This is a genomic window from Streptomyces sp. NPDC054872, from assembly GCF_053610705.1.
This window is the reverse complement of sequence record NZ_JBSGYY010000009.1, coordinates 121,556-145,448: the sequence shown is the minus strand read 5'-3', so window position 1 is coordinate 145,448 and position 23,893 is coordinate 121,556. Positions and strand designations below refer to the sequence as shown.

At 70.9% G+C, this 23,893-nt stretch carries 19 protein-coding genes, 1 pseudogene and 1 riboswitch; of the genes and pseudogenes, 11 read left to right on the top strand and 9 right to left on the bottom strand.

What is annotated here, in order from left to right; all coding sequences use genetic code 11:
- Nucleotides 1–12 precede the first annotated feature (12 nt).
- Nucleotides 13–960: a sucrase ferredoxin gene (locus tag ACWGIH_RS13690; RefSeq protein WP_453443371.1), complete on the bottom strand. Its 948-nt coding sequence runs from the start codon at nucleotides 958–960 to the stop codon at nucleotides 13–15.
- Nucleotides 961–996: 36 nt separating this feature from the next.
- Nucleotides 997–2,259 carry a citrate synthase family protein gene (locus tag ACWGIH_RS13685; protein ID WP_453443369.1) on the bottom strand — a complete coding sequence of 421 codons (1,263 nt, stop codon included), beginning with the start codon at nucleotides 2,257–2,259 and terminating at the stop codon, nucleotides 997–999.
- A gap of 108 nt (nucleotides 2,260–2,367) precedes the next feature.
- On the opposite strand from ACWGIH_RS13685, the gene ACWGIH_RS13680 reads away from it, so the two are divergent.
- Nucleotides 2,368–3,543: a citrate synthase gene (locus ACWGIH_RS13680; RefSeq protein ID WP_453443368.1), complete on the top strand. Its 1,176-nt coding sequence runs from the start codon at nucleotides 2,368–2,370 to the stop codon at nucleotides 3,541–3,543.
- A 56-nt stretch (nucleotides 3,544–3,599) separates the two neighbouring features.
- Here ACWGIH_RS13680 and ACWGIH_RS13675 read toward each other — a convergent pair whose 3' ends face one another.
- The 3 genes from ACWGIH_RS13675 to ACWGIH_RS13665 all read right to left on the bottom strand — a co-directional run bounded on the left by ACWGIH_RS13675 (nucleotide 3,600) and on the right by ACWGIH_RS13665 (nucleotide 5,375).
- Nucleotides 3,600–4,298: a DUF6082 family protein gene (locus ACWGIH_RS13675; RefSeq protein WP_453443366.1), complete on the bottom strand. Its 699-nt coding sequence runs from the start codon at nucleotides 4,296–4,298 to the stop codon at nucleotides 3,600–3,602.
- A gap of 112 nt (nucleotides 4,299–4,410) precedes the next feature.
- Nucleotides 4,411–4,647: a hypothetical protein gene (locus ACWGIH_RS13670; protein WP_453443365.1), complete on the bottom strand. Its 237-nt coding sequence runs from the start codon at nucleotides 4,645–4,647 to the stop codon at nucleotides 4,411–4,413.
- 158 nt (nucleotides 4,648–4,805) lie between these two features.
- Nucleotides 4,806–5,375, bottom strand: a complete 570-nt coding sequence (locus ACWGIH_RS13665) for a DUF6082 family protein (RefSeq protein WP_453443364.1) — start codon at nucleotides 5,373–5,375, stop codon at nucleotides 4,806–4,808.
- 321 nt (nucleotides 5,376–5,696) lie between these two features.
- Between ACWGIH_RS13665 and ACWGIH_RS13660 the strand changes: the two genes are divergently transcribed.
- Complete coding sequence (locus ACWGIH_RS13660) at nucleotides 5,697–6,758, top strand: CobW family GTP-binding protein (RefSeq protein WP_453443363.1); 1,062 nt, start codon at nucleotides 5,697–5,699, stop codon at nucleotides 6,756–6,758.
- Nucleotides 6,759–6,762: 4 nt separating this feature from the next.
- On the opposite strand, the gene ACWGIH_RS13655 is transcribed toward ACWGIH_RS13660, so the two are convergent.
- Nucleotides 6,763–9,216: a DNA gyrase/topoisomerase IV subunit A gene (locus ACWGIH_RS13655; protein WP_453443362.1), complete on the bottom strand. Its 2,454-nt coding sequence runs from the start codon at nucleotides 9,214–9,216 to the stop codon at nucleotides 6,763–6,765.
- 213 nt (nucleotides 9,217–9,429) lie between these two features.
- Between ACWGIH_RS13655 and ACWGIH_RS13650 the strand changes: the two genes are divergently transcribed.
- From ACWGIH_RS13650 to ACWGIH_RS13635, 4 genes and pseudogenes are all read left to right on the top strand, one after another.
- Nucleotides 9,430–10,785, top strand: coding sequence for a M16 family metallopeptidase (locus ACWGIH_RS13650; RefSeq protein WP_453443360.1), 1,356 nt, complete (start codon nucleotides 9,430–9,432; stop codon nucleotides 10,783–10,785).
- Nucleotides 10,782–12,167: a M16 family metallopeptidase gene (locus tag ACWGIH_RS13645; RefSeq protein ID WP_453443358.1), complete on the top strand. Its 1,386-nt coding sequence runs from the start codon at nucleotides 10,782–10,784 to the stop codon at nucleotides 12,165–12,167. The genes ACWGIH_RS13650 and ACWGIH_RS13645 overlap by 4 nt, the downstream gene beginning before the upstream one ends.
- Before the next feature lie 197 nt (nucleotides 12,168–12,364).
- Nucleotides 12,365–12,528: riboswitch (cyclic di-AMP (ydaO/yuaA leader) on the top strand.
- Between the two features lie 12 nt (nucleotides 12,529–12,540).
- Entirely contained in the window at nucleotides 12,541–13,344 is an 804-nt protein-coding gene (locus ACWGIH_RS13640; RefSeq protein WP_453443356.1) for a M23 family metallopeptidase, read from the top strand.
- A gap of 213 nt (nucleotides 13,345–13,557) precedes the next feature.
- Nucleotides 13,558–14,261, top strand: a pseudogene (locus ACWGIH_RS13635) (GntR family transcriptional regulator).
- 167 nt (nucleotides 14,262–14,428) lie between these two features.
- On the opposite strand, the gene ACWGIH_RS13630 reads toward ACWGIH_RS13635, so the two are convergent.
- Entirely contained in the window at nucleotides 14,429–14,710 is a 282-nt protein-coding gene (locus ACWGIH_RS13630; protein ID WP_190085156.1) for an HPr family phosphocarrier protein, read from the bottom strand.
- 211 nt (nucleotides 14,711–14,921) lie between these two features.
- Between ACWGIH_RS13630 and ACWGIH_RS13625 the strand changes: the two genes are divergently transcribed.
- The 4 genes from ACWGIH_RS13625 to ACWGIH_RS13610 are packed head-to-tail and all read left to right on the top strand — an operon-like array spanning nucleotide 14,922 to nucleotide 20,376.
- On the top strand, nucleotides 14,922–17,828 hold the full coding sequence (locus tag ACWGIH_RS13625) for a bifunctional acetate--CoA ligase family protein/GNAT family N-acetyltransferase (RefSeq protein WP_453443355.1): 2,907 nt from the start codon (nucleotides 14,922–14,924) through the stop codon (nucleotides 17,826–17,828).
- A gap of 42 nt (nucleotides 17,829–17,870) precedes the next feature.
- The gene (locus ACWGIH_RS13620) at nucleotides 17,871–18,467 is read left to right on the top strand and encodes a DUF5998 family protein (protein ID WP_361842999.1); all 597 of its coding nucleotides are present in this window, start codon (nucleotides 17,871–17,873) and stop codon (nucleotides 18,465–18,467) included.
- A complete protein-coding gene (locus ACWGIH_RS13615) occupies nucleotides 18,467–19,660 on the top strand; it encodes an alkaline phosphatase family protein (protein ID WP_453443354.1) in 1,194 nt (397 codons plus the stop codon). The genes ACWGIH_RS13620 and ACWGIH_RS13615 overlap by 1 nt, the downstream gene beginning before the upstream one ends.
- A gap of 56 nt (nucleotides 19,661–19,716) precedes the next feature.
- Nucleotides 19,717–20,376: a thymidine kinase gene (locus ACWGIH_RS13610; protein WP_453443352.1), complete on the top strand. Its 660-nt coding sequence runs from the start codon at nucleotides 19,717–19,719 to the stop codon at nucleotides 20,374–20,376.
- A 1-nt stretch (nucleotide 20,377) separates the two neighbouring features.
- Here ACWGIH_RS13610 and ACWGIH_RS13605 read toward each other — a convergent pair whose 3' ends face one another.
- Nucleotides 20,378–21,184: a VOC family protein gene (locus ACWGIH_RS13605; protein WP_453443350.1), complete on the bottom strand. Its 807-nt coding sequence runs from the start codon at nucleotides 21,182–21,184 to the stop codon at nucleotides 20,378–20,380.
- Nucleotides 21,185–21,505: 321 nt separating this feature from the next.
- Here ACWGIH_RS13605 and ACWGIH_RS13600 point away from each other — a divergent pair, with 321 nt between their 5' ends.
- Nucleotides 21,506–22,360: a sulfurtransferase gene (locus ACWGIH_RS13600; RefSeq protein WP_453443349.1), complete on the top strand. Its 855-nt coding sequence runs from the start codon at nucleotides 21,506–21,508 to the stop codon at nucleotides 22,358–22,360.
- Between the two features lie 66 nt (nucleotides 22,361–22,426).
- On the opposite strand, the gene sepH is transcribed toward ACWGIH_RS13600, so the two are convergent.
- Nucleotides 22,427–23,524: a septation protein SepH gene (sepH, locus tag ACWGIH_RS13595; RefSeq protein ID WP_453443347.1), complete on the bottom strand. Its 1,098-nt coding sequence runs from the start codon at nucleotides 23,522–23,524 to the stop codon at nucleotides 22,427–22,429.
- Nucleotides 23,525–23,893 lie beyond the last annotated feature (369 nt).

The following is a 23,893-nucleotide window of genomic DNA, read 5'->3' as shown; positions in this document are numbered from 1 at the left end:
GCGAGCGGAGGGCTACTCCGAAGTGACTGTGGCGGGGATCTCCTGTGCGGCTCCGTCCCCGAGCAGCCGCACCGCCACGACATCCATGCGAGCCGGGGCCGCAAGTGCCGCGCCGCAGCTCTCCGGTCTGGGCGGCTGGGAGGATCCCTGGGCGACCGTCACGCGCCAGCGCCGCCCGTCGGTGTGGGCCACGGTCACGCCCCAGCGCGGGGCCGTGCCGTCCGTGTGGACGACGCTCAGGGCGCCCGCCGCCTCCTCGCCCGCCGTGGCGCGCACCGCGAGTTCGGCGGCCTGTCCGGGGCGCTCCCAGGCGGAACTGCCCCGGCAGCCCTCGGTGACGACCCGCCCCGTACGCACCGCTTCGAGGATGCCTTTGACGGCGGCCTGATCGGAGTGGCCGTATGCGTAGCCGTAGGGCAGGACAAGGAGCGTGGGGGAGAAGCGGTGACCACCCAGATGAGTGACTTCCCAGACGCCTTGTTCACCTGACGTGGCGAGTTCGGCGGCGAGTGGCCTGCCCAGGAGCGCGCAGCAACGGTCACGTTTGCCGTTCGTGCAGACCAGGGCGAGCGGGTCGCCGGTGTGCGGGGCGCCGAATCCGCCGTGGTCGCCCGCGCCCAGAGCCGTGAAGTCGAGGCCGAGCAGCTCCTCCGGCCTGTCCGTGACGTGTCCGCGCAGCCAGCTGTTGCCGGGCGCGGTGTGCGCCACGTACACCCGTCGGCGTGCCGAGGGGTGGCTGTCGGCGTGGCGGCCGGGGCGGCGGATGAGCGCGACCCGTACGCCTGTTCCCTCGGCGGCGGCCTCAAGGGCGCGGCCCACTTCCGGATCCAGGTGGCTCGAAGTGAGCGCTCTGGCGCCCCACGGGCCCGGCTGTTCAAGGAGCAGCCAGGTCCTGGCGGTGGCCGCGGTCCCCGCGAGAGGCTCGTCCAGGTCCCGCGAAGCGGTGGCGCACGTACTCACAGAGGCGAGCCTAACCCGCGCCGGGTCTGGGCTGATTCATCCCCCGTCGGGCACGGGCATGGCCTGGGGCGGACGCAGTCCGACGTACTGCCCGCTGGGGCGCATGCGCAGCGGACGTTCCTCGTACTCCTCCAGGGCGTGTGCGATCCAGCCGGCCGTGCGCGCCACGGCGAAGATCGTCTCACCCGCCTCGGCGGGCATCCCGGAGGAGGCGGTCAGGACGGCGAGGGCCAGGTCGACATTGGCGTGCAGGTCCGTGTGGCGAGCCGTGGTGGCCACCACGTCGCGCGCCGCCGCGAGGGCGGGCCCTGCCTCGGGGATCGCCTCCAGAAGCGTGAACAGGGCCTCTGCGCGCGGGTCGTCGCCGGGGTAGAGCCGGTGGCCGAGGCCGGGGACGCGGCGGCCCGCGCGAAGCTCGTCGGCCACTACGGGGGCCGCGCTGCCGCGGTCAAGGACGTCCAGGAGCATGCGGTGCGCGAGGCCGCTCGCCGCGCCGTGCAGGGGGCCCTCCAGGACGCCGAGGCCGGCCGACACGGCTGCGTACGGGTGGGCGCGGGCGGATGCGGCGACGCGGACGGCGAGCGTCGATGCGGCGAGGTCGTGGTCGACGAGCAGCGCGAGCGCGGTGTCCAGGGCGTGCAGCTGGGCTTCCTGGGGCTGTCGGCCGCTCAGCCGTGCCCACAGCCGGTGGGCCAGTGGGCCCTCGTCCCGATGGGCGCGGCTCACCGGGGGCAGTGCCGTGACGAGCGTGGGGATGAGGGTGCGTGCGGTGCCGATGACGGCTTCTTCGGAGAGGTCGAAGCGGAGGGGGTCGGCCGCGGCGGCCGCGATGGCGGCCACACGGAGGCGGTCGGTCGGGCCGCTGTGCTCGGGGAGCGCGTCGACGGCACGGCGTGCGGCGTCCGCGGTCTCCCCGGGGGCGGTGAAGCGGATTCCGGGACGCATGACACCCGTCCACAGCCACTCGGCGACCTCTTCGTAGGAGTGCGCCAGGGAGAGTTCCGTCGCGTCGACGCCGCGGTAGTAGTAGCGGTCCTTGTCGATGAGCGTGATGCGGGTGCGGACGGAGAGTTCGCTGCTCGCGGAGGTGGCGGCGGGCTCCCGGCGGTTCCTGCGGGCGAGCGACTCGACTTCTTTGGCGTCGAAGGTGCTGCCCCGGGAGCCGGGGCCACGGCGACTGCTGAGCTGGCCGCGGCTCACGTAGGCGTACACGGTCTCCTGCTTCACGCCGAGCAGTTCCGCGGCTTCCCGGGTGCTCAGGCGTCGGCCTTCCTTGGGGGCGGCCTCTTGATCCGTCATGGCGTCACCGTATCCACTCCGACCCTAGATTGATTCAATCAATATTGACAATGACTCAGTCAAGCATGGACAGTCAAATCAAGTCCAGGGAGGAAGTCGAGGAAGAACATGCCGATCAATGGCTCCACCACCACCCCCAGCAGTCCCGTGGAGGTTCCCCGCGGGCTCGCGGGCGTCGTCGTGACCGAGACCCGGCTCGGGGACGTCAGGGGACACGAGGGCTTCTACCACTACCGCCAGTACTCGGCCGTCGAGCTCGCGCAGACCCGCGGCTTCGAGGACGTCTGGCACCTGATGTTCCATGGCGAGCTGCCGGACGGGGGGCAGCGAGCCGCCTTCGTCGAGCAGACCGCGGGCCTCCGCCGCCTGCCCGAGGAGGTACGTGCCGCGCTGCCCGCCATAGCCCGCGCCAGCGCCCTGTCGGGGCCGCTCTCCGGACTGCGTACGGCGCTGTCGCTCTTCGGTGCGGCAAAGGGTTTCCGCCCGGTGTACGACATCGACGGCGACCGGCGCCGTGCCGACGCGCTCGCCGCGTCCGCTGTCGTGCCGACGCTGCTCACCGCGCTGTACCGGCTCGGCCAGGGGCTCGTCCCCGTTGAGCCGCGCGAGGACCTCTCCTACGCCGCCAACTACCTCTACATGCTGACGGGTTCGGAACCGGATCCGGAGCGTGCGAGGGCGATCGAGCAGTACTTGATCTCAACCATTGACCACGGCTTCAACGCGTCCACGTTCACGGCGAGGGTGATCACGTCGACCGGGGCGGATGTCGCGGCCTGTCTGGTGGGGGCCGTGGGCGCGTTGTCGGGTCCGCTGCACGGTGGGGCGCCGAGCCGGGCGCTGGACACGCTGGACGCCATCGGCACGCCCGATCGCATCGACGGCTGGATCCGTGAGCGGGTGCTCGCGGGGGACCGGATCATGGGCTTCGGCCACCCCGTGTACCGCACGGAGGACCCGCGTTCACGCATGCTGCGGGGTATCGCGCGGCAATTCGGCGGGCCCATGGTGGAGTTCGCGGTCGAGGTCGAGCGCCAGGTGGAGGCGATCCTCGCCGAACTGAAGCCGGGCCGCGAGCTGCACACGAACGTGGAGTTCTACGCGGGCGTCGTCATGGAGCTGTGCGGCCTGCCCCGGGAGATGTTCACGCCCACCTTCGCGGCGGCGCGGGTGGTGGGTTGGGGGGCCAACGTCCTGGAGCAGGCGGAGGACTCGAAGATTATTCGGCCGGCGGCGCGGTATGTGGGGGCGGTGGCGCCCGAGGAGGTTCCGGCGTTCGCCTGAGCGTGCGGCGGCGGGGCGCGTTCAGCCACTCCGCCACCGCTCGTCCATTTCCCCGCTCACGAGGTGGGCGGGGGCGCCCCTCCATGGCGGTCGGTCAGAGCCTGATCGAAGACCCGGAAAAGGCGACCCTCGGGGCTCTCCGGTGGCGCACCGGCCTTGCCTGCGCGAGAGGCGGTCCAGTAGCGCAGAAAAACGGGACTTGCGAGGAGATTCTGGGCGTAAATCACCAGATCGTCCTCCGAGTAGCTGCCCCAACTGAGCGCGAGCACGAAGTGGCTGTAAACGAGGTTGGCGAAGAGGTTCTGCCGGAGTTCGGTGTCCGACGCACCTGCGTAGTCATTCCAGACCTCGGCCAGTGAGGGGTCGTCCATCGCCATCTGTGTCAGCTGCATGTGCAGAGCCCGCATGTCGGCCTCCGCGCTCCGGCGCAGTTCGGTGCGCGAGGCGACCATCTCTTCACGCTGCATCGCGAGCTCTCGGCGCTGAAACTGCAGTTCGCGTTGCTGGAACAGCAGCGTGACGATGAGGAGCAGTAGCGCGATCCCGGAGAAGACGGCGCTCACGCCGCCGAAGTAGTCCCCGAGGAGGCTGCGTTCCTCCGCGGCCTTACGGCTTCCGCTGGCTGCTTCGGCGCCGCGTGCGAGCCAGCCGCTGATGATGACGGAGGCCACGCCCACCAGTGCGACGCCCGCGATGGCGGTGGTCAGCCACGCGCAGATCGAGAGCGCTGAACGCAAGTTGGTTTGGCGTGCCATGGTTCCTCCCCCTGGAGACCGCGGGATTCTTCCCTCGGGGCCAGGGGTGGGAAACTGGATGGTGGTGGCCAGGGCCAGAACTGATGGGGCTCTGCCACCCCGTCAACTACCGCTAAGAGTCGGGGATCTCACCCTTGGCGCGGACCAGCGTCTCGCGGCTCACGATCACGATGCGTTCGTAGTCCGCTCGCGAGGCGTCAGGCGGGAGTTCTTTCTCGAGCGTCGCTGTTGCCTCTGTCCCGATGACGGCGAAGTTTCCGTCGCTGAGTTCGAAGACATCGGGGCATGACTGTCCTGAGGCGCTTCCCCGCTGCTGGGGAGAGGCACCGATGCGGCGCACGATCTTCAACGGTTTTCCAGTCTGGAGTGGTTGAGTGCGCAGACCTGGACGTCGCAAGCAGTTTGGACAGTCGTGTTTGGGGTAGGACGCGCGCGCTTACCTTAGGTACTGGTGGTGTCCGAGACAAGCTGAGTCAACACGGCGTGGCACACTCTCGAAAGGCTGAACTAGCCCTGTTCGGTTGGGGGTTCACCCACCACCCACCACTCGTCGGTGTCCGCTTCCTCCAGATCCCGTATGAGCTTGTCGACCATTCGGCCCAGGCGAGCCTCGTCCGAAGCGTCAAGCAGGCTGGCCCGGTGCGGCTGAGTGGCCTTCCAGTAGCGGCGGAAGATCGGGTTCTGGCAGATGAGGCGCAGATGCCCGTGTACCTCTTCCCAGCTGAAGTTGCCGACGCGCCAGAAGAGCAGTGCGTTGGTGTACACCGCGTTAGCGAACAGGTACTGCCGGAGCGTCCGGGGGTCGAGAGTCACGTCGAAGGTGTCCAGGACAGCCGCCAAGTCAGGGTCGTCCATCGCCTTGCTGAGCATGTCGAACTGCAGTCGCTGTTGCGCGATCAAGGTGGTGGCATTCTGCTGACGATCGGGCCGGTCTGCACATGCGTTGTGCAGTCGCAGCGCCCACACTCCGTGCTTGCGTTGCTGAGCGGTCAGGACCGTGAGTGCCCCGACGGCGAAAGCAAGGCCCGCGGCAGCGGTGCACCCCAACCTCCGTGTCCCACGCTTCTGTGTGGCCATGTCAACCCCCGAATCGGCGACCGTCCGCCGGTCGTCGGATGCGGGTCGACAGGGTGAGGACCGGCGAGCGATGGGCGGCGCGCTTGCCGCCTTCCAGAATGCCGAGCGGCTCTGATCGGCAGGGAGGCGGAGAGGAGGCGCACGGAAGGCAGCTGTGGTCGCATGTCCCGGCGCCGTGCCAGATGTGTGCCCCGGCTGCGCCGCTAACAATCGTTCACTTCGTGGGCTTTCTACGCGCTCGTATGCTGGGACGGCAGTCGTTCGTCGTACGAGAGCCGGTGCTCACGCCGGTGCACGCGTCAGTGTGAAAGGGGTCGCACGTTGACTCAGCCGGGTGCCGGGCAAATCCCGGTCGTCGTCCTCACCGGCTTCCTGGGTTCGGGGAAGACGACCCTGCTCAATCACCTGCTCCACCGCAGCGGTGGCAGCCGTATCGGGGCGATCGTCAATGACTTCGGGGCCATCGAGATCGACGCCATGGCCGTTGCCGGGCAGCTCGGGGACTCCACCGTTTCGCTCGGCAACGGGTGTTTGTGCTGCGCTGTGGACGCCAGTGAGCTCGACGCGTATCTGGAGAAGCTCGCTCAGCCCTCCGCCCGGATCGACCTCATCGTCATCGAGGCCAGTGGGCTTGCCGAGCCGCAGGAGCTCGTGAAGATGGTGCTCGCCAGCGAGAATCCGCACATCGTGTACGGCGGGCTCGTCGAGGTTGTCGATGCCGTCGAGTTCGACTCGATCCGGCAGCGGCACCCCGAGGTCGACCGGCACCTCGGCATCGCTGATCTTGTCGTCGTCAACAAGGTCGACCGAGTCGCTGAAGACGAGCGGGAGCGGGTCCTCGGTGTCGTCCGCGGGCTCACCGATCGTGCCGCCGTCGTCCCCGCCTCGCACGGACGCGTCGACGTGGAGCTGCTCCTTGACCGGAAACCCGTGGGCGAGCGCCTCGGGCAGCTCTCCTTCGACGACCTGCATCAGCATGAGCATGACGCGGACGGTGACCACCATGGCCATCTGCACTCCGCCTACGAAAGTCTCTCCTTCTCCTCCGAAGTGCCCATGAGCCCCCGCCCGTTCATGGCCCTCCTCGACAGTCGGCCCGAAGGGCTCTACCGCATCAAGGGGTACGTCGATTTCGGCGCCCACGACCCGCGCAACAAGTACGCCGTGCACGCCGTGGGGCGGTTTCTGCGGTTCTACCCGGAGCCATGGGCCGCGGGTGAGCCCCGGCTGACCCAGCTCGTGTTCATCGGGTCCGGCATCGACGTACCCGCCCTGGAGAAGGAGCTGGAGGCCGCGCGCGAGCACGCCCCACAGACCGGTGCCGATGAGCACGGCATGTGGGGCGTGCTGCGGTACGTGCAGGAACCCGAGCCGGCGGAGTAGCCGGCTACGCCGGGCCCGCCACCGCCGCCACCGGCTTCGCCAGGGAGACGCCCGAGCCGTCGCGGCGGGGGTCGATCTCCGGCAGCTCCGCCGGCAGGCCGCTGCGCTGGGCCGCGAGCGGTGGCGTCGGGCCCGCCCACGCGAAGCTCAGGCAATCCTCTCCCTTGAGGAAGCGCTGGACGCGTACGCCACCCGTGGCGCGGCCCTTGCGGGGGTACTGGTCGAACGGCGTCACCTTTGCCGTCGTCTGCACCGAGTCGTCGAGCGTGCCGCGCGAGCCCGCCACCGTGAAGACCACGGCGTCCACGGCCGGGTCCACCGCCACGAAGGAGATGACCTTGACGCCGTCCGCGAGCTTGATGCCCGTCATGCCGCCCGCGGGGCGGCCCTGCGGACGGACCTGCGAGGCCTGGTACCGAAGTAGCTGGGCGTCGTCCGTGATGAAGACCAGGTCCTCCTCGCCGGTGCGCAGCTCGGCCGCGCCGACGATCCGGTCACCGTCCTTGAGGGTGATGACCTCCAGCTCTTCCTTGTTGGACGGATAGTCCGGGACGACGCGCTTGACCACGCCCTGTTCGGTGCCGAGGGCCAGGCCCGGTGAGGACTCGTCCAGGGTCATCAGGCAGATCAGCTTCTCGTCCGCCTCCAGGGAGAGCAGCTCCGAGACCGGTGCGCCTCCCGAAAGGTTCGGCGCCGAATGCGTCTCCGGTAGCTGGGGCAGGTCCACCACGGAGAGGCGCAGCAGGCGTCCGTCGGACGTCACCGCGCCCACCTCACCCCGCGCGGTCGCGGGCACGGCGGAGACGATCACATCGTGCTTGACGCGCTTGGTGTCGCTCTCGGCGAACGGCTCGCCGTTGGCCGTACGCGCGAGGAGGCCGGTCGAGGAGAGGAGCACGCGGCACGGGTCGTCCGCCACCTGCAGCGAGACGGTGGGCGCCGGGGTGCCCGCCGACTCCAGGAGGACCGTGCGCCGGTCCGTGCCGAACTTCTTGGCCACGGCGGCCAGTTCGGCGGAGACCAGCTTGCGCAGCTCGGCGTCCGACTCCAGGATGCGGGTCAGCTCCTCGATCTCGGCGTTGAGCTTGTCGCGCTCGGACTCCAGCTCGATGCGGTCGAACTTGGTGAGGCGGCGCAGCGGCGTGTCGAGGATGTACTGCGTCTGGATCTCGCTCAGCGAGAACCGCTCCATCAGGCGGTCCTTGGCCTGCGCGGAGTTGTCGCTGGAGCGGATGAGGCGGATGACCTCGTCGATGTCCAGGAGGGCGACAAGGAGCCCCTCGACCAGGTGCAGCCTGGCCTGCTTCTTGCCGCGGCGGAACTCGCTGCGGCGTCGCACGACGTTGAAACGGTGGTCGAGATAGACCTCGAGCAGTTCCTTGAGGCCGAGCGTGAGGGGCTGGCCGTCCACCAGGGCCACGTTGTTGATGCCGAAGGACTCCTCCATCGGCGTCAGCTTGTAGAGCTGCTCCAGGACGGCCTCCGGGACGAAGCCGTTCTTGATCTCGATGACCAGGCGCAGGCCGTGCGAACGGTCCGTGAGGTCCTTGACGTCGGCGATGCCCTGCAGCTTCTTCGAGCCGACCAGGTCCTTGATCTTCGAGATGACCTTCTCGGGGCCCACGGAGAAGGGCAGTTCGGTGACGACCAGGCCCTTGCGGCGCGCGGTCACGTTCTCGACGGCCACCGTCGCGCGGATCTTGAAGGTGCCGCGGCCCGACTCGTACGCGTCCTTGACCCCGGACAGGCCGACGATGCGGCCGCCCGTGGGCAGGTCGGGACCCGGCACGAAACGCATCAGCGTCTCCAGGTCGGCCCCGGGGTGCTTGATCAGGTGACGGGCGGCGGCGATGACCTCGCCGAGGTTGTGCGGCGGCATGTTCGTCGCCATGCCGACGGCGATGCCCGAAGCGCCGTTGACCAGGAGGTTCGGGTAGGCCGCCGGGAGGGTGACCGGCTCCTGCTCCTGGCCGTCGTAGTTCGACTCGAAGTCGACGGTGTTCTCGTCGATCGACTCCGTCATCAAGGACGTCGCGTCGGCCATCTTGCACTCGGTGTACCGCATGGCGGCCGGCGGGTCGTCGTTGCCGAGGGAGCCGAAGTTGCCGTGGCCGTCCACCAGCGGCAGGCGCATGGAGAAGGGCTGCGCCATGCGCACCAGGGCGTCGTAGATCGACGCGTCGCCGTGCGGGTGCAACTTACCCATGACCTCGCCGACGACGCGGGCGCACTTCACATAGCCGCGGTCGGGGCGCAGGCCCATCTCACTCATCTGGTAGACGATGCGCCGGTGCACCGGCTTCATGCCGTCGCGGGCGTCCGGCAGGGCGCGCGAGTAGATGACCGAATACGCGTACTCGAGGAAGGAGCCCTGCATCTCGTCGACGACGTCGATGTCGAGGATCTTCTCCTCGAACGACTCATCGGGCGGCGGGGTCTTCGTGCTGCGGCGGGCCATCGCTGCTGCGGCTCCTTCAGGGTGTCTGCCAGGGCATCAACGGGATCTGACGCCGACCATTGTGGACTGTCCCACTGACAACGCCGACCACGACCCGGACTTCGGGGCCGACTACGCCGAGCGCGGAGCGGGAACTTCACCGGTTGTCGGCACGCTTGCATACAGTGTCAGGACTGGCAGAATTTCCAGCTTTTCGCGATCGAAGGGACGTACATGCCCATGGGTCACACGGCCACAGCCGAGGCCGGCTCCGGCGGCCTGACAGCGACCGAGCACCGGCTGGCCAACGGCCTGCGCGTGGTGCTCTCCGAGGACCACCTGACCCCGGTCGCCGCGGTCTGCCTCTGGTACGACGTCGGTTCACGCCACGAGGTCAAGGGGCGTACGGGCCTCGCGCACCTCTTCGAGCACCTCATGTTCCAGGGTTCGAAGCAGGTCCAGGGCAACGGCCACTTCGAGCTGGTGCAGGGCGCGGGCGGTTCGCTCAACGGCACCACGAGCTTCGAGCGCACGAACTATTTCGAGACCATGCCCACACACCAGCTCGAGCTGGCCCTGTGGCTGGAAGCCGACCGCATGGGCTCGCTGCTCTCCGCGCTCGACGAAGAATCCATGGAGAACCAGCGGGACGTCGTCAAGAACGAGCGCCGCCAGCGCTATGACAACGTCCCGTACGGCACGGCCTTCGAGAAGCTGACCGCCCTCTCGTACCCCGAGGGCCACCCCTACCACCACACTCCGATCGGCTCCATGGCCGACCTGGACGCGGCGACGCTGGAGGACGCCCGGGCGTTCTTCCGTACCTATTACGCGCCCAACAACGCGGTGCTGTCGATCGTCGGTGACATCGACCCGGAGCAGACCCTCGCCTGGGTGGAGAAGTACTTCGGGTCCATCCCCTCGCACGACGGCAAGCAGCCGCCGCGCGACGGCTCGCTGCCGGACACGATCGGCAAGGAGCTGCGGGAGGTCGTCGAGGAAGAGGTCCCCGCCCGCGCCCTGATGGCCGCCTATCGCCTCCCGGAGGACGGCACGCGCGCGTGCGACGCGGCCGACCTGGCGCTCACGGTCCTCGGCAGCGGCGAGTCCTCCCGGCTCTACAACCGCCTCGTGCGCCGCGACCGCACCGCCGTGGCGGCCGGGTTCGGCCTGCTGCGGCTCGCCGGCGCCCCCTCGCTCGGCTGGCTCGACGTGAAGACGTCCGGTGACGTCGAGGTCCCCGTCATCGAGGCCGCGGTCGACGAGGAGCTCGCCCGCTTCGCGGAAGAGGGCCCCACCGAAGAGGAGATGGAGCGCGCCCAGGCACAGCTGGAGCGCGAGTGGCTCGACCGCCTCTCCACGGTGGCGGGCCGCGCGGACGAACTCTGCCGGTACGCCGTCCTGTTCGGCGACCCGCAGCTCGCCCTCACCGCCGTCGGGCGCGTCCTGGACGTCACCGCGGAAGAGGTCAAGGCTGCCGCGGCGGCCCGCCTGCGCCCCGACAACCGCGCGGTGCTCGTGTACGAGCCCATCGACGGCGCTGCCGCCACCGAAGCCACCGACGAGGACGAACAGGAGGCGGCGAAGTGACCGAGGCCGCAACGATGCAGTTCCATCCGCAGCCCCAGGCCGGCGCCGCACGGCCGTGGGCCTTCCCCGCGCCCGAGCGCGCCACCCTGGACAACGGCCTCACGGTGCTGCGCTGCCACCGCCCGGGCCAGCAGGTCGTCGCGGTGGAGGTCCACCTGGAGGCGCCGCTCGAAGCCGAGCCCGCGGGCCTCGACGGCGTCGCCACGATCATGGCGAGGGCTTTCAACGAAGGCACCGACAAGCACTCCGCCGAGGACTTCGCCGCGGAACTCGACCGCTGCGGCGCCACCATGGACGCGCACGCCGACCACCCCGGCGTGCGCGTCTCCCTCGAAGTCCCGGTCTCCCGCCTCCCGAAGGCGCTCGGCCTGCTCTCCGACGCTCTGCGCGCCCCCGCCTTCGCGGACAGCGAGATCGAGCGCCTCGTGCGCAACCGCCTGGACGAGATCCCGCACGAGGCCGCGAACCCGGGGCGCCGCGCCGCCAAGGAGCTCTCCCGGCAGCTCTTCCCGGCCACCTCGCGCATGTCCCGCCCCCGGCAGGGCACCGAGGAGACGGTCACGGCCATCGACTCGGCGGCGGTGCGCACCTTCTACGAGAAGCATGTGCGTCCCGCCACGGCGACCGCCGTCGTCGTGGGCGACCTGACCGGCGTCGACCTCGACGCCGTGCTCGCCGACACCATCGGCGCCTGGACGGGCGGCACCGCCGAGCCGCGTCCGGTGCCCCCGGTGACCGCGGACGACACCGGGCGTGTCGTCATCGTGGACCGCCCCGGAGCCGTCCAGACGCAGCTGCTCATCGGCCGCGTGGGACCGGACCGCCACGACCGCGTCTGGCCCGCGCAGGTGCTCGGCACGTACTGCCTCGGCGGCACCCTCACCTCACGCCTGGACCGCGTCCTGCGCGAGGAGAAGGGATACACCTACGGCGTACGGTCGTTCGCCCAGGTCCTGCGTTCCGCACCGGACGGCACCGGCGCCGCGATGCTCGCCATCAGCGGCTCCGTGGACACCGAGTCCACGGGTCCCGCGCTCGACGACCTGTGGAAGGTCCTGCGCACCCTCGCGGCCGACGGCCTCACGGACGCCGAGCGCGATGTCGCCGTGCAGAACCTGGTGGGCGTGGCCCCGCTCAAGTACGAGATGGCGGCGTCCGTCGCGGCCACCCTCGCGGACCAGGTCGAGCAGCACCTGCCGGACGACTTCCAGGCCCAGCTGTACCGCCAGTTGGCCGCGACCGGCACCGTGGAGGCCACTGCCGCCGTCGTGAGCGCCTTCCCGGTGGACCGCCTGGTGACGGTGCTCGTCGGTGACGCCGCGCAGATCGAGGAGCCCGTCAGGGCCCTCGGCATCGGTGAAGTGAGTGTGGTCACGGGCTGAGTGACAGTCAGGACATATCGGGACCCCAGTGGCTGAGATTCATCACTGGGGTCCTCATATGTCCGAATTGATATGGAGGTTACGTGTCTGGCCTGTGGCGTGCGCTACAAAAGCTCTGATCCGTTTGTCGTTTGAAAGATGGCCCGCTTAGCGTCATCCCGGCTGTTCGTCATGCAGTACGCCGCACCCGCGGCACCGGACAGTCATCGCCGAGTCCCCGTACGGCGCGAGCCAGGGGAGCCGGGGACCCACATGTCCCCTTGGGGTGAATCGGGAACCTTGCCGTCAGGTGAGGGACTCGTAGGAGACCTTCCTGCTCCGAACCCGTCAGCTAACCCGGTAGGCGAGAAGGAAGGAAAGGATCAGCCGCTTCATGGCGTTCACCCGTGCCACCGGGAAGCACCGTCGCCCGAGCCGCCTCACGCGTACGACCGCGAACGTGGCGGGCGTCGCCGCCCTCACCACCACCGGTGTCATCGGAGGCCTGGCCGCTCCGGCGCTCGCCGCCGACGACGCGGCGGCCCTTGAGCACACCGGCCTGACCCAGGCCGTCTCCGTCGGCGACTCGCTCGCCGAGAGCATCGACGCGCAGGCCACTGTCCAGCAGGAGGCCGCCGACGCCGCCGCGGCCGCCAAGAAGGCCGAAGAGGCCGCGAAGAAGAAGGCCGAAGAGGCGAAGCGCAAGGCCGAGGCCGAGGCGAAGGCCAAGGCCAAGAAGGAGCGCGAGGCCAAGGAGCGTGCCGCTCGCGAGGCCGAGCGCAAGCGCCTCAACAGCTACGTCTCCCCGATCTCCGGCTCGTACGTCTCCACGGGCTACCAGACCGGCGGCGCCATGTGGTCCTCCGGCAGCCACACCGGCGTCGACTTCCACGCCGCATCCGGCACCTCGGTCCACGCGGTCGGCTCCGGCACCGTCGTCGAGGCCGGCTGGGGCGGCGCCTACGGCAACAACGTGGTCATCAAGATGAACGACGGCACGTACACCCAGTACGGCCACATGTCGTCCCTGGGCGTCACGGTCGGCCAGACGGTCACTCCGGGCCAGCAGATCGGCCTCTCCGGCTCCACCGGCAACTCCAGCGGCCCGCACCTGCACTTCGAGGCCCGCACCGGCGCGGACTACGGCACGGACATCGACCCCGTCTCGTACCTCCGCTCGCACGGCGTCAACGTCTGACCCCGGCGGTCCAAGGCGGACGCGTGAAGCGCCCCTGATTCACCGAAAGCCCCGGCTCCCCGAGAGCCGGGGCTTTCGCCGTTCCCGTATCTCCTTTGGCCAAAAGTATCCCTGGATTTCAGCCTGCCGTCGGAAATTCGGCCGCCCTGCAATAGAGTCACAGACCAGGCGTCGATCGACCGCGTTTCGCGGGGATTAAGGCGGAGGTCAGTCATGCGCATTCCCGCGCACTCGGTATGCACGGCCATCCGGGACGACATCGTCTCCGGTGTCTACGAGCGGGGTGGCCGGCTCACCGAGGAACTGCTCGCGCGCCGCTACGGGGTCTCCCGCGTCCCAGTGCGCGAAGCCCTGCGCACCCTTGAGGCCGAGGGCTTCGTCGTCACGCGCCGGCACGCGGGCGCGTGCGTGGCGGAGCCCACCGAGCAGGAGGCCGCCGACCTCCTGGAGATCCGCGCGCTCCTGGAACCCCTGGGCGCGGCCCGCGCCGCCCAGCGCCGCACGGAGGCGCACCTGAAGGTCCTGCGCGGTCTCGTCAGGCTCGGCCAGGAGCGGTCGAGGCGCGGCCACAGCGAGGATCTGCGCTCCCTGGGCGGCTGGTTCCACGAGACGCTCGCCCAGGCATCCGGCAGCCCGGGCCTCACGGCACTGCTCACCCAGCTCCGGCACAAGATCGCCTGGATGTACGTGGTCGAGACGACGGCAGCTCCCGCCGAAGCCTGGGCCGAGCACGCCGCGATCGTCGACGCGGTGGCCCGCGGGGACGCGGAGCGGGCCAGGTCGCTCACCGCCGCCCACACGGAGCGGACGACGGCCGCGCACCGGCCGCGCTTCTTCCCGCGCGGTCACCGGACCGCGACGGTGATCGTGTGAGGGATTCGCAACATGCCGTAAACACGGTCGGCCTCCGGCATTAACACAGGCGCCGTATACAAAGAAGTGCTATTCGGTGGCGGAGTAATTGTGCTGCCCGAATTCCGCTTTCGATGTCCTGTGCCGGTATTCGGTAAAAGGGGACAGAAAAGCCGTAGGGCCCGCCCCCATTTCGGGGGAGGGCCCTACGGCGTATGAGTACCAGCCTTGGTCAGACGGTCTCGGGGAGTTCCTCGAGGCCGTCCGCGACCAGCTTCGCCAGACGGTCGAGGGCGGCGTCCGCACCCTCGGCGTCGGAGGCGAGCACGATCTCCTCGCCGCCCTGCGCGCCCAGACCGAGCACCGCGAGCATGGAGGCGGCGTTCACGGGGTTGCCGTCAGCCTTGGCGATCGTCACGGGGACGCCGGCGGCGGTGGCCGCGCGGACGAAGATGGAGGCGGGTCGGGCGTGAAGGCCCTCGGCCCAGCCGACGTTGACGCGGCGCTCAGCCATGTGTTGCTGCCCTTCCAGGTGTCTCACACTTGTCTAGACCAGTGTCTCATGCCGTCGCGAGTGCTCCGGCGGCCGTCGGTCCGTACGGTGCCTGCCGATGGTCCGGTGCCCCGTCGACCGTACGTCCTCGAGCCCCGGGCCCTCGTCCCGCTGTTCGACGTCTCCTAGCCTGCCCCGGCCAAGGCGCCCCCGCGACCCGTACCCTGGGCCCATGCAGACCCCGTCGGACCGGCACGCATACCCTTCCCACTGGGAAGCCGATGTCGTCCTGCGTGACGGAGGCACCGCCCGGATCAGGCCGATCACGGCCGAGGACGCGGACCGCCTGGTCAGCTTCTACGAACAGGTCTCGGACGAGTCGAAGTACTACCGCTTCTTCGCGCCCTACCCCCGGCTGTCCGCCAAGGACGTGCACCGCTTCACCCATCACGACCAGGTGGACCGGGTGGGTCTGGCGGCCACGGTGGGCGGCGAGTTCATCGCCACCGTGCGCTTCGACCGCATCGACGAGCGCGGCATGTCCGCCAGCGCGCCCGCCGACGAGGCCGAGGTCGCCTTCCTCGTGCAGGACGCCCATCAGGGCAGGGGAGTCGCCTCCACCCTCCTCGAACACATCGCCGCCGTCGCCAGGGAGCGTGGCATCCGCCGCTTCGCCGCCGAGGTGCTGCCCGCGAACACCAAGATGATCAAGGTGTTCACGGATGCGGGCTACCAGCAGAAACGCAGCTTCGAGGACGGCGTCGTACGGCTCGAATTCGATCTGGAACCGACCGACCGCTCGCTCGCCGTGCAGCGCGCCCGTGAGCAGCGGGCCGAGGCGCGGTCGGTGCAGCGGCTGCTCACGCCGAAGTCGGTCGCGGTGATCGGCGTCGGACGCACGCCGGGCGGCGTGGGGCGCAGCGTCCTGCGGAACCTGCGCGAAGCGGGCTTCACGGGGCGGCTGTACGCGGTGAACAGCGCGTTCGAGAAAGGCGCCGAGGTCGACGGGGTGCCCGCGTACCGCTCCGTGCGGGACATCGACGAGACCGTCGAGCTCGCCGTCGTCACCGTGCCCGCCGACCGGGTGCCGCAGGCCGTCGACGAGTGCGGGGAGCGCGGGGTGCTCGGGCTCGTCGTGATCTCCGCCGGGTACGCGGAGAGCGGTCCCGAAGGGCGGGAGCGGCAGCGCGAACTGGTGCGCCAGGCCCGGTCGTACGGCACGCGCATCCTCGGCCCGAACGCCTTCGGGGTCATCAACACGTCGCCGGACGTGCGCCTCAACGCCTCGCTGGCCCCGCATCCCCCCGAGCGCGGCAGGATCGGCCTCTTCACGCAGTCCGGCGCGATCGGCATCGCGCTCCTCTCCGGGCTGCACCGGCGTGGTGCGGGCCTGTCGACCTTCGTGAGCGCGGGCAACCGCGCGGACGTCTCGGGCAATGACGTCCTCCAGTACTGGTACGAGGACCCGGACACCGATGTCGCCCTGATGTACCTCGAATCCATCGGCAACCCGCGCAAGTTCACGCGGCTCGCCCGGCGCGCGGCGACGGCGAAGCCGCTGGTGGTGGTGCAGGGGGCGCGGCACAGCGGGATCGCCCCCACGGGGCACGCGGTGCAGGCCACGCGGCTTCCGCATGCCACGGTGTCGGCGCTGCTCCGCCAGGCGGGGGTCATCCGGGTCGAGACCGTCACGGAGATGGTGGACGCGGGGCTGCTGCTCGCGGGGCAGCCGTTGCCCTCCGGGCCGCGGGTGGCGATCCTCGGGAACTCCGAGACGCTCGGGCTTCTCACGTACGACGCGTGCGTCGCCGACGGGCTTCGGCCGCTGCCGCCGCGGGATCTGACCACGGGGGCAACCCCGGGCGACTTCCGGGCCGCGCTCGCCGAGGCGCTGTCCGACGACGCCTGCGACGCCGTGATCGTCACCGCCATCCCCTGGGTGGGGGAGGACGGGGCCATGGGGTCGCCCGAGGGCGAGGAGCTTGCCGCCGCGCTGCGGTCGGCTGCCGCCGGGTGCCCGGCGAAGCCCGTGGCCGTGGTGCACGTCGAGCTCGGCGGACTCGCCGAAGCGCTGGCCGCAGCTACGCGGACTCGCCCTGACGCCCCTGCACCAGCACCCGGCAGCGGGAGCTGTGCCCACCCTTCCCCCAGCTCTCAACTTCGTTCGAGCAGGGGAGACTCCAATCGCCCTGCGGGACGCCTGCCCACAGCGGCGGCGGCCAGGGTGGGGGAGTCGGAGTTCCAGGACCGCCCGAGCCCGGCGCAGCCGTACCGCATCCCCGCCTACCCCGCCGCCGAGCGCGCCGTCCGGGCCCTCGCCGAAGCCGTGAAGTACGCCCAGTGGCGGCGGGAGGCCAAGGAACCCGGCAAGGTCCACGAGTACGAGGACATCGACGAGAGCGGCACGGCCCGGCGGATCGACGAGCTGCTCGCCGCGCAGGACGACCCGCGCGGCGCCACCCTCGCCCAGGACGACGCCCGCGAGCTGCTCGGGCGGTACGGCATCGACGTACGGGACGCCCGGCCCGCGCCCGACCCTGACGCGGCCGTGGAAGCCGCCCGCGCGCTCGGCTACCCCGTGGCCCTCAAGACCACCGCCCCGCACCTGCGCCACCGCGCCGATCTCGGCGGCGTGCGGCTCGACCTGGCGGACGAGGAACAACTGCGCCGGGCCTACGCGGAATTGACCCGGGCCTTCGGCAAGCCCGCCGAGCTGCGGCCCGTCGTGCAGGCCATGGCACCCCGCGGTGTCGACACCGTCGTCCGCGCGGTCATCGACCCGGCGGCCGGAGCAGTGCTCTCGTTCGGGCTCGCCGGCGCCCCGTCCGAGCTGCTCGGCGACACCGGGCACCGCCTGGTCCCGGTCACCGAGCGCGACGCGGGTTCCCTGGTCAGATCCATCCGGACCGCCCCGCTCCTCTTCGGCTGGCGCGGTTCGGCGCCGGTCGACACCCCGGCCCTCGAAGAGCTCCTCCAGCGGGTCTCGCGCCTCGTGGACGATCACCCCGAGGTGGTCGCCGTGTCCCTGGAGCCCGTGGTCGTCGCCCAGCGCGGCCTCTCCGTGCTCGGCGCCTCCGTGCGGCTCGCGCCCCCGCCGGCCCGTGGCGACCTCGGCCCACGGGCCCTGCCCGGGTACTGAGGCGGCCAGTGGGGCATCGGGCGGCCTCCGCCGGGTCGTAGGATGGACGGCATGGCAAAGACCGGTACGACGACCCAGGGGCTGCGCGCGGCGATCGAGCGCAGCGGCTACTACCCGGCCCTCGTGGCCGAGGCGGTGGAGGCCGCGATCGGCGGCGAACCCATCGGGTCGTACCTGGTCCACCAGGAGACCACGTTCGACGCGAACGAAGTGCGCCGGCACGTGACGGTCCTTGTCCTGACGGGCACGCGCTTCATCGTCAGCCACACCGACGAGCAGGCCGCGGACAGCACCTCCCCGACGCCGTATGCGACGACCTCCACGGAGTCCGTGAAAATCGGCCGGATCTCGTCCGTGGTCGTCAGCCGCGTCGTCGCCAACCCCGAGAAGTACGTCCCGGGCTCGCTGCCCCGCGAGGTCGTCCTGACCATCGGCTGGGGCGCCGTGTCGCGCATCGACCTGGAGCCCGCCGCCTGCGGCGACCCCAACTGCGAGGCGGACCACGGATACACCGGCAGCTCCACCGCCGACGACCTCAGCCTCCGCGTCAGCGAGGCGGGCGACGGCCCGGACACCGTGCGCCAGACCCTGGCCTTCGCCCAGGCGCTGTCCGAGGCGACCGCGGACACCGCCCGCTGATGTCCCTGCCCGCCTGGGACGACGTGCAGCCGCTCGCCCTCGACTCCGCGCCCCTGCCCGAGTACGGCGTGGGCTCGCTCGCCGACCTGCTGCCCACGCTCGTCTCCCACCAGGGTGTCGAAGGCTTCGCGCCCGTCATCCCGGAACTCGCCCCGGCCGACCGGAACTGCGTCTTCCTGATCGACGGCCTCGGCTGGGAGCAGCTGCGCGCCCACCCGGACGAGGCGCCCTTCCTGACCTCGCTCATCAGCTCCTCCCGCGGCGGCACCGGACGCCCCATCACCTCGGGCTTCCCCGCCACCACCGCGACCTCCCTGGCCTCCGTCGGCACGGGTCTGCCGCCCGCGTCGCACGGCCTGCCGGGCTACACCGTGCGCAATCCCGCCACCGGCGAGCTGATGAACCAGCTCCGCTGGAACCCGTGGACGGACCCGCGCAAGTGGCAGCCGTACCCCACCGTCTTCCAGCAGGCCCACGCGGCGGGCGTGCACACCGCCCAGGTGTCCTCCCCGACGTTCGAGAACACCCCGCTCACCAAGATCGCGCTGAGCGGCGGCAGCTTCCGCGGCCGGCTCTCCGGCGAGGACCGCATGGACCTCGCGGCCGAGCAACTGGCCGCGGGCGACCGCTCGCTGGTCTACACGTACTACGCGGAGGTCGACGGCAAGGGGCACCGCTTCGGCGTCGACTCCGACGCCTGGCGCGGCCAGCTGATGTACGTCGACCGCCTGGTCCAGCGCCTGGCCGAACAGCTCCCGCCCCGCAGCGCCCTGTACGTCACCGCCGACCACGGCATGCTCGACATCCCCTTCGACGAGCAGTCCCGCATCGACTTCGACGAGGACTGGGAGCTGCGCGCCGGAGTCGCCCTCCTCGGCGGCGAGGGCCGTGCGCGCCATGTGTACGCGGTCCCGGGCGCCGAGAACGACGTCCTGACCGTCTGGCGCGAGGTGCTCGGCGAGCAGTTCTGGGTGGCGAGCCGGGACGAGGCGATCGCGGCGGGCTGGTTCGGCCCGCCCGGCGCCGTGGACGAGCGGGTGTACGGACGCATCGGCGACATCGTCGCGGCGGCCCACGACGACGTGGCGATCATCGCCTCCGAGAGGGAGCCGAAGGAGTCGGCCCTGGTCGGCATGCACGGCTCGATGACTGCCGTCGAGCAGCTCGTACCGCTCCTCGAAGTACGCTCCTGACCAGAGACCGCCGACCCGTTACCGCACCCGCACGTCCCGAAAGGCCGCAACTCCCCATGCCCGAGCTGGTGTTCTTCTCCGGAACGATGGACTGCGGAAAGAGCACCCTGGCTCTGCAGATCGAGCACAACCGGTCGGCCCGAGGCCTGCGGGGGCTGATCTTCACGCGGGACGACCGCGCGGGCGAGGGCAAGCTCTCCTCGCGGCTCGGTCTCGTCACGGACGCGATCGAGGCGGCCGACGACTTCGACTTCTACGCCCACCTCGTCGACCATCTCTCGCAGGGCGGCCGCGCGGACTACGTGATCGCGGACGAGGCGCAGTTCCTCGCCCCCGGCCAGATCGACCAGCTGGCGCGCGTCGTCGACGACCTGGGTCTGGACGTCTTCGCCTTCGGCATCACCACGGACTTCCGCTCCAAGCTCTTCCCCGGCTCGCAGCGCCTGGTCGAACTCGCCGACCGCGTCGAGGTGTTGCAGGTCGAGGCGCTGTGCTGGTGCGGCGCCCGCGCCACCCACAACGCCCGCACCATAGGCGGCGCGATGGTCGTCGAAGGCGCTCAGGTCGTCATCGGCGACGTCAACCACGCGGCGGACGAAGTGGGTTACGAAGTGCTGTGCCGCCGTCACCACAGGCGCCGGATGACGGCGGCGACCTCACACGCGGGCGCCCTGTCGCCGGACGTGCTGCCGGTCGACACGTCCGCCCGCGTCTGAGTCAGCTCTCCGAGCGCACGAGTGTGAAGACCGCCCCCTCCGGGTCGGCGACCGTGGCCTCCTGGCCGTGGGCGCCCGCGTGCGGCGGCCTGACGACGTGGCCGCCGAGTTCCACGACCCGCTCCACCGACTCGCCCACGTCGGCGACCTCGAAGTACGTCATCCAGTGCGCGCCCCGGTCCCGCGGCAGCGCCTGGCCGACGCCGTGCACCGAGGCCACCGGCCGGCCGTCGACCTGCAGCGTGACGTAGTCGAAGTCGGCCGAGACGACCGCCTCTTCGGTATATCCGAAGACCGCTTGGTAGAACTTGACGACGCCTGCCGTCTCCTGCGTGACCAGTTCGTTCCAGGCCGGGGCACCGGGCTCCCCGCCGATGGCGGCGCCCAGATGCTCCGCCGCCTGCCAGATCCCGAACACCGCGCCCGCGGGGTCCACCGCGATGGCCATCCGCCCGGCCGGGCCCGCGTCCAGCGGACCGACACCGATCGTGCCGCAGCAGTGCCGCACGGCCTCGGCCGTCGCGTCCACGTCGTCCGACGCCAGGTACGGCGTCCAGGCGATCGGCAGATGGTGGTCGGGCGGCAGCTGACCGATCCCGGCGACCTCGTGGCCGTCGAGCAGCGCCCGTACGTAGGGCCCGAGCTGATCCGGCCCCGGCTGGAACTCCCAGCCGAACAAGGCTCCGTAGAACTCCTGGGTCGTGGCCAGGCCGTGCGCCATCAGGCTCACCCAGGTGGGTGTGCCGGGCGCGCGGCGGACGGCCCCCGAGCCGTCGTGCCGGCCCGTCGACCCCCGTGCCTCCGTCATCGTCACTCTCTCCTCGGCCCTTCAGGTGGCCGCTCGGCTCCGCATATCGAATGCACGTACCTATGTCGCGCCCTGGCCCGCCCGTGCAGATGCTCGCACCACCCGCGGCGCCCCGCGCTCCGGCCGCGCCGCGTGTCCCGGCTCCGCCCAGAGGATGCCCGGTTTGCCGTTTCTCATCCGTAAACGCGCGGTTGCTCTGTGGTGTCGTTCGGCAGTACACGGTGTGCCCGCTTCCATACGCCGCGTGTTCGGCGGTCGTACGGCGGAGCAGGGTAGCCGGACCTGGCCGCTGCGGCCACCCCGTGCGCAAGGATGGGGCCCATGAATGCCATCATCTCCGCATCCGAACTCGCGAGCGACCTGGCGGGCGAGAACCCGCCAGTGCTCCTGGACATCCGCTGGCAGCTGAGCACCGCCAAAGCGGCGGGCGCCCCCGCCTTCGACGGCCGGGCCGAGTACGAGAAGGGCCACATCCCCGGCGCCGTCTTCGTCGATCTGGACGCCGAGCTCGCGGGTCCGGCCGGCTCGGGCGGACGGCATCCCCTGCCGGACGTGGAGCGCTTCGGGGCGGTGATGCGGGCGGCCGGGGTCTCGGCCGACCGGGACGTGATCGTGTACGACGGCGGGCAGGGCTGGGCCGCCGCACGCGCCTGGTGGCTGTTGCGCTGGACGGGTCATCCCTCCGTGCGGGTGCTCGACGGCGGGCTCGCCGCGTGGGGCGGTCGGCTGGAGTCCGGGGACGAGCGCCCGGCGGCCCCGGGGTCGTTCGCCCCCGAGCCGAACACCACCGACCTCCTCGACGCCGACGCCGCGGCCGCCCTCGCCCGTTCCGGGCTGCTCCTGGACGCCCGCGCGGCCGAGCGCTACCGCGGTGACGTGGAGCCGATCGACCGCGTCGGCGGTCACATCCCGGGCGCGGTGTCCGCGCCGACGACGGAGAACGTCAGGGCGGACGGCACTTTCCGGCCGGCCGCCGACCTCGCGGACCGCTTCAACTCCCTGGGCGCATCCGACACTTCCGAGGTCGGCGTCTACTGCGGCTCCGGCGTGTCCGGCGCCCACGAGGTGCTCGCCCTCGCGGTGGCGGGCATCCCGGCGTCGCTGTACGTCGGCTCGTGGTCGGAGTGGTCGTCGGACGAGTCCCGCCCGGTGGCCAAGGGCCCGGACCCCCAGTAGCCGAGGGCATGGCAGGGGCCCCGCACCTGCACGGTGCGGGGCCCCTGACGACGTTATGACGCCCTGCTACTCCTGCTTCTTGCGGCGCGTGCCGAAGACGATCTCGTCCCAGCTGGGCACCGCCGCGCGTCGCCCTGGACGGACGCCGTCGGCCTCCGCCTGGCGGTCGGTGGTGCCGGTCAGGCGGTCGCGGTGGCTGGCCACCGAGCGCGGCATCAGGACGTCCGCGTACGCGGCACCCGCGCCGGCCGATGCCGCGGGGGGCTCCTCGGTCTCCGGGTCCTGCTCGGGCTCCTCCGCGGGCGGGAGATCGGTCGCGGGCAGCGCGGGGCGCTCCGGCACGATCATGTCGCCGCGGAAGCTCGGCACCGCCTCCAGGAGGCTGGTGAGCGAGTCCCGCTCCGACTCCGACACGGCGGCGGTCGCGGCGGTCGCCGTGCCCTCCTCCGAAGGCTCCGGGGGCAGCGGCACGCCGGGACGCTCCAACTGCCGGTCCAGGGCGCGGTCCAGCGGCCGGTCGAGCGAGGGCCTGTCACGGGGCAGCCGTGCGATGCGCGGCACGAACGGGAAGCTGGGCTCGGGAGCGGCGATGTCGTCCGTCTCGCCGATCAGCGAGCGCGCCTCGTCGTCCACGGCCTGCACGAGCCGCCGCGGCGGGTCGTACGTCCAGCTCGCGGAGTGCGGTTCGGTCGCGACGCGGTAGACGAGCAGGACTTCCCAGGTGCCGTCGTCGCGGCGCCAGGAGTCCCACTGGACGGTTTCCTTGTCGGCGCCGCGCAGGAGCAGACGCTCCGAGACGGCCTCGCCGAGCTGGGGTCCGGTGTTCTCGCCGGGACGGCGTACGGGGGTCTTGCGGGCCCGCTCGGCCATGAAGGCGCGCTCGGCGAGCACGGGTCCCTCGAAGCGGCGGACGCGGTCGACGGGGATTCCGGCGAGCGAGGCGACTTCCTCCGCGCTGGCACCGGCACGTATACGCGCCTGGATGTCGCGGGGGCGGAGGTGGCTCTCCACCTCGATCTCGATCTGGCCGAGACGCGGACGGTCACCGCGCACCGCGGCGCGCAGTCGCTCGTCGATCGGAAGCGTGTACTCCGTGCTGTCCGCAGCCTTCAGCACCAGCCGTGTGCCGTCGTTGCTGACGGCCACGACACGCAGTTCGGGCATGGGGACCTCCCGGGTGGTGCCTGCCGACGTCACGTGCGTCGCTGCTTCCGCTAGTCGAGTGTGGCCTGCCCGGGTGCAGCCTGCCACAACCTTGCCGAGTTGCCCGGCGTGTCGGGCATGGGCCCAAGGTCGCCGTTATGGCACGGTTACCTTTTCGCAACTCTCAGTGACCACTTTGGTCACCCTGTGCAGCGAGCCCCCTCCCGGCGGTCCTGGAAGGCTCCGGGCACCCAGGTGGGAGACCGGACCCAGGGCTCGCAACAGTACTCCATTCGGGCCATGCGGGTGGTCCGCCGCGCCGCCGAAGTTCACACGGGGGACGGGAGTTGGCGCCTCGGGATACCCGGGCAGGGTGGTGCACGAGTGGCA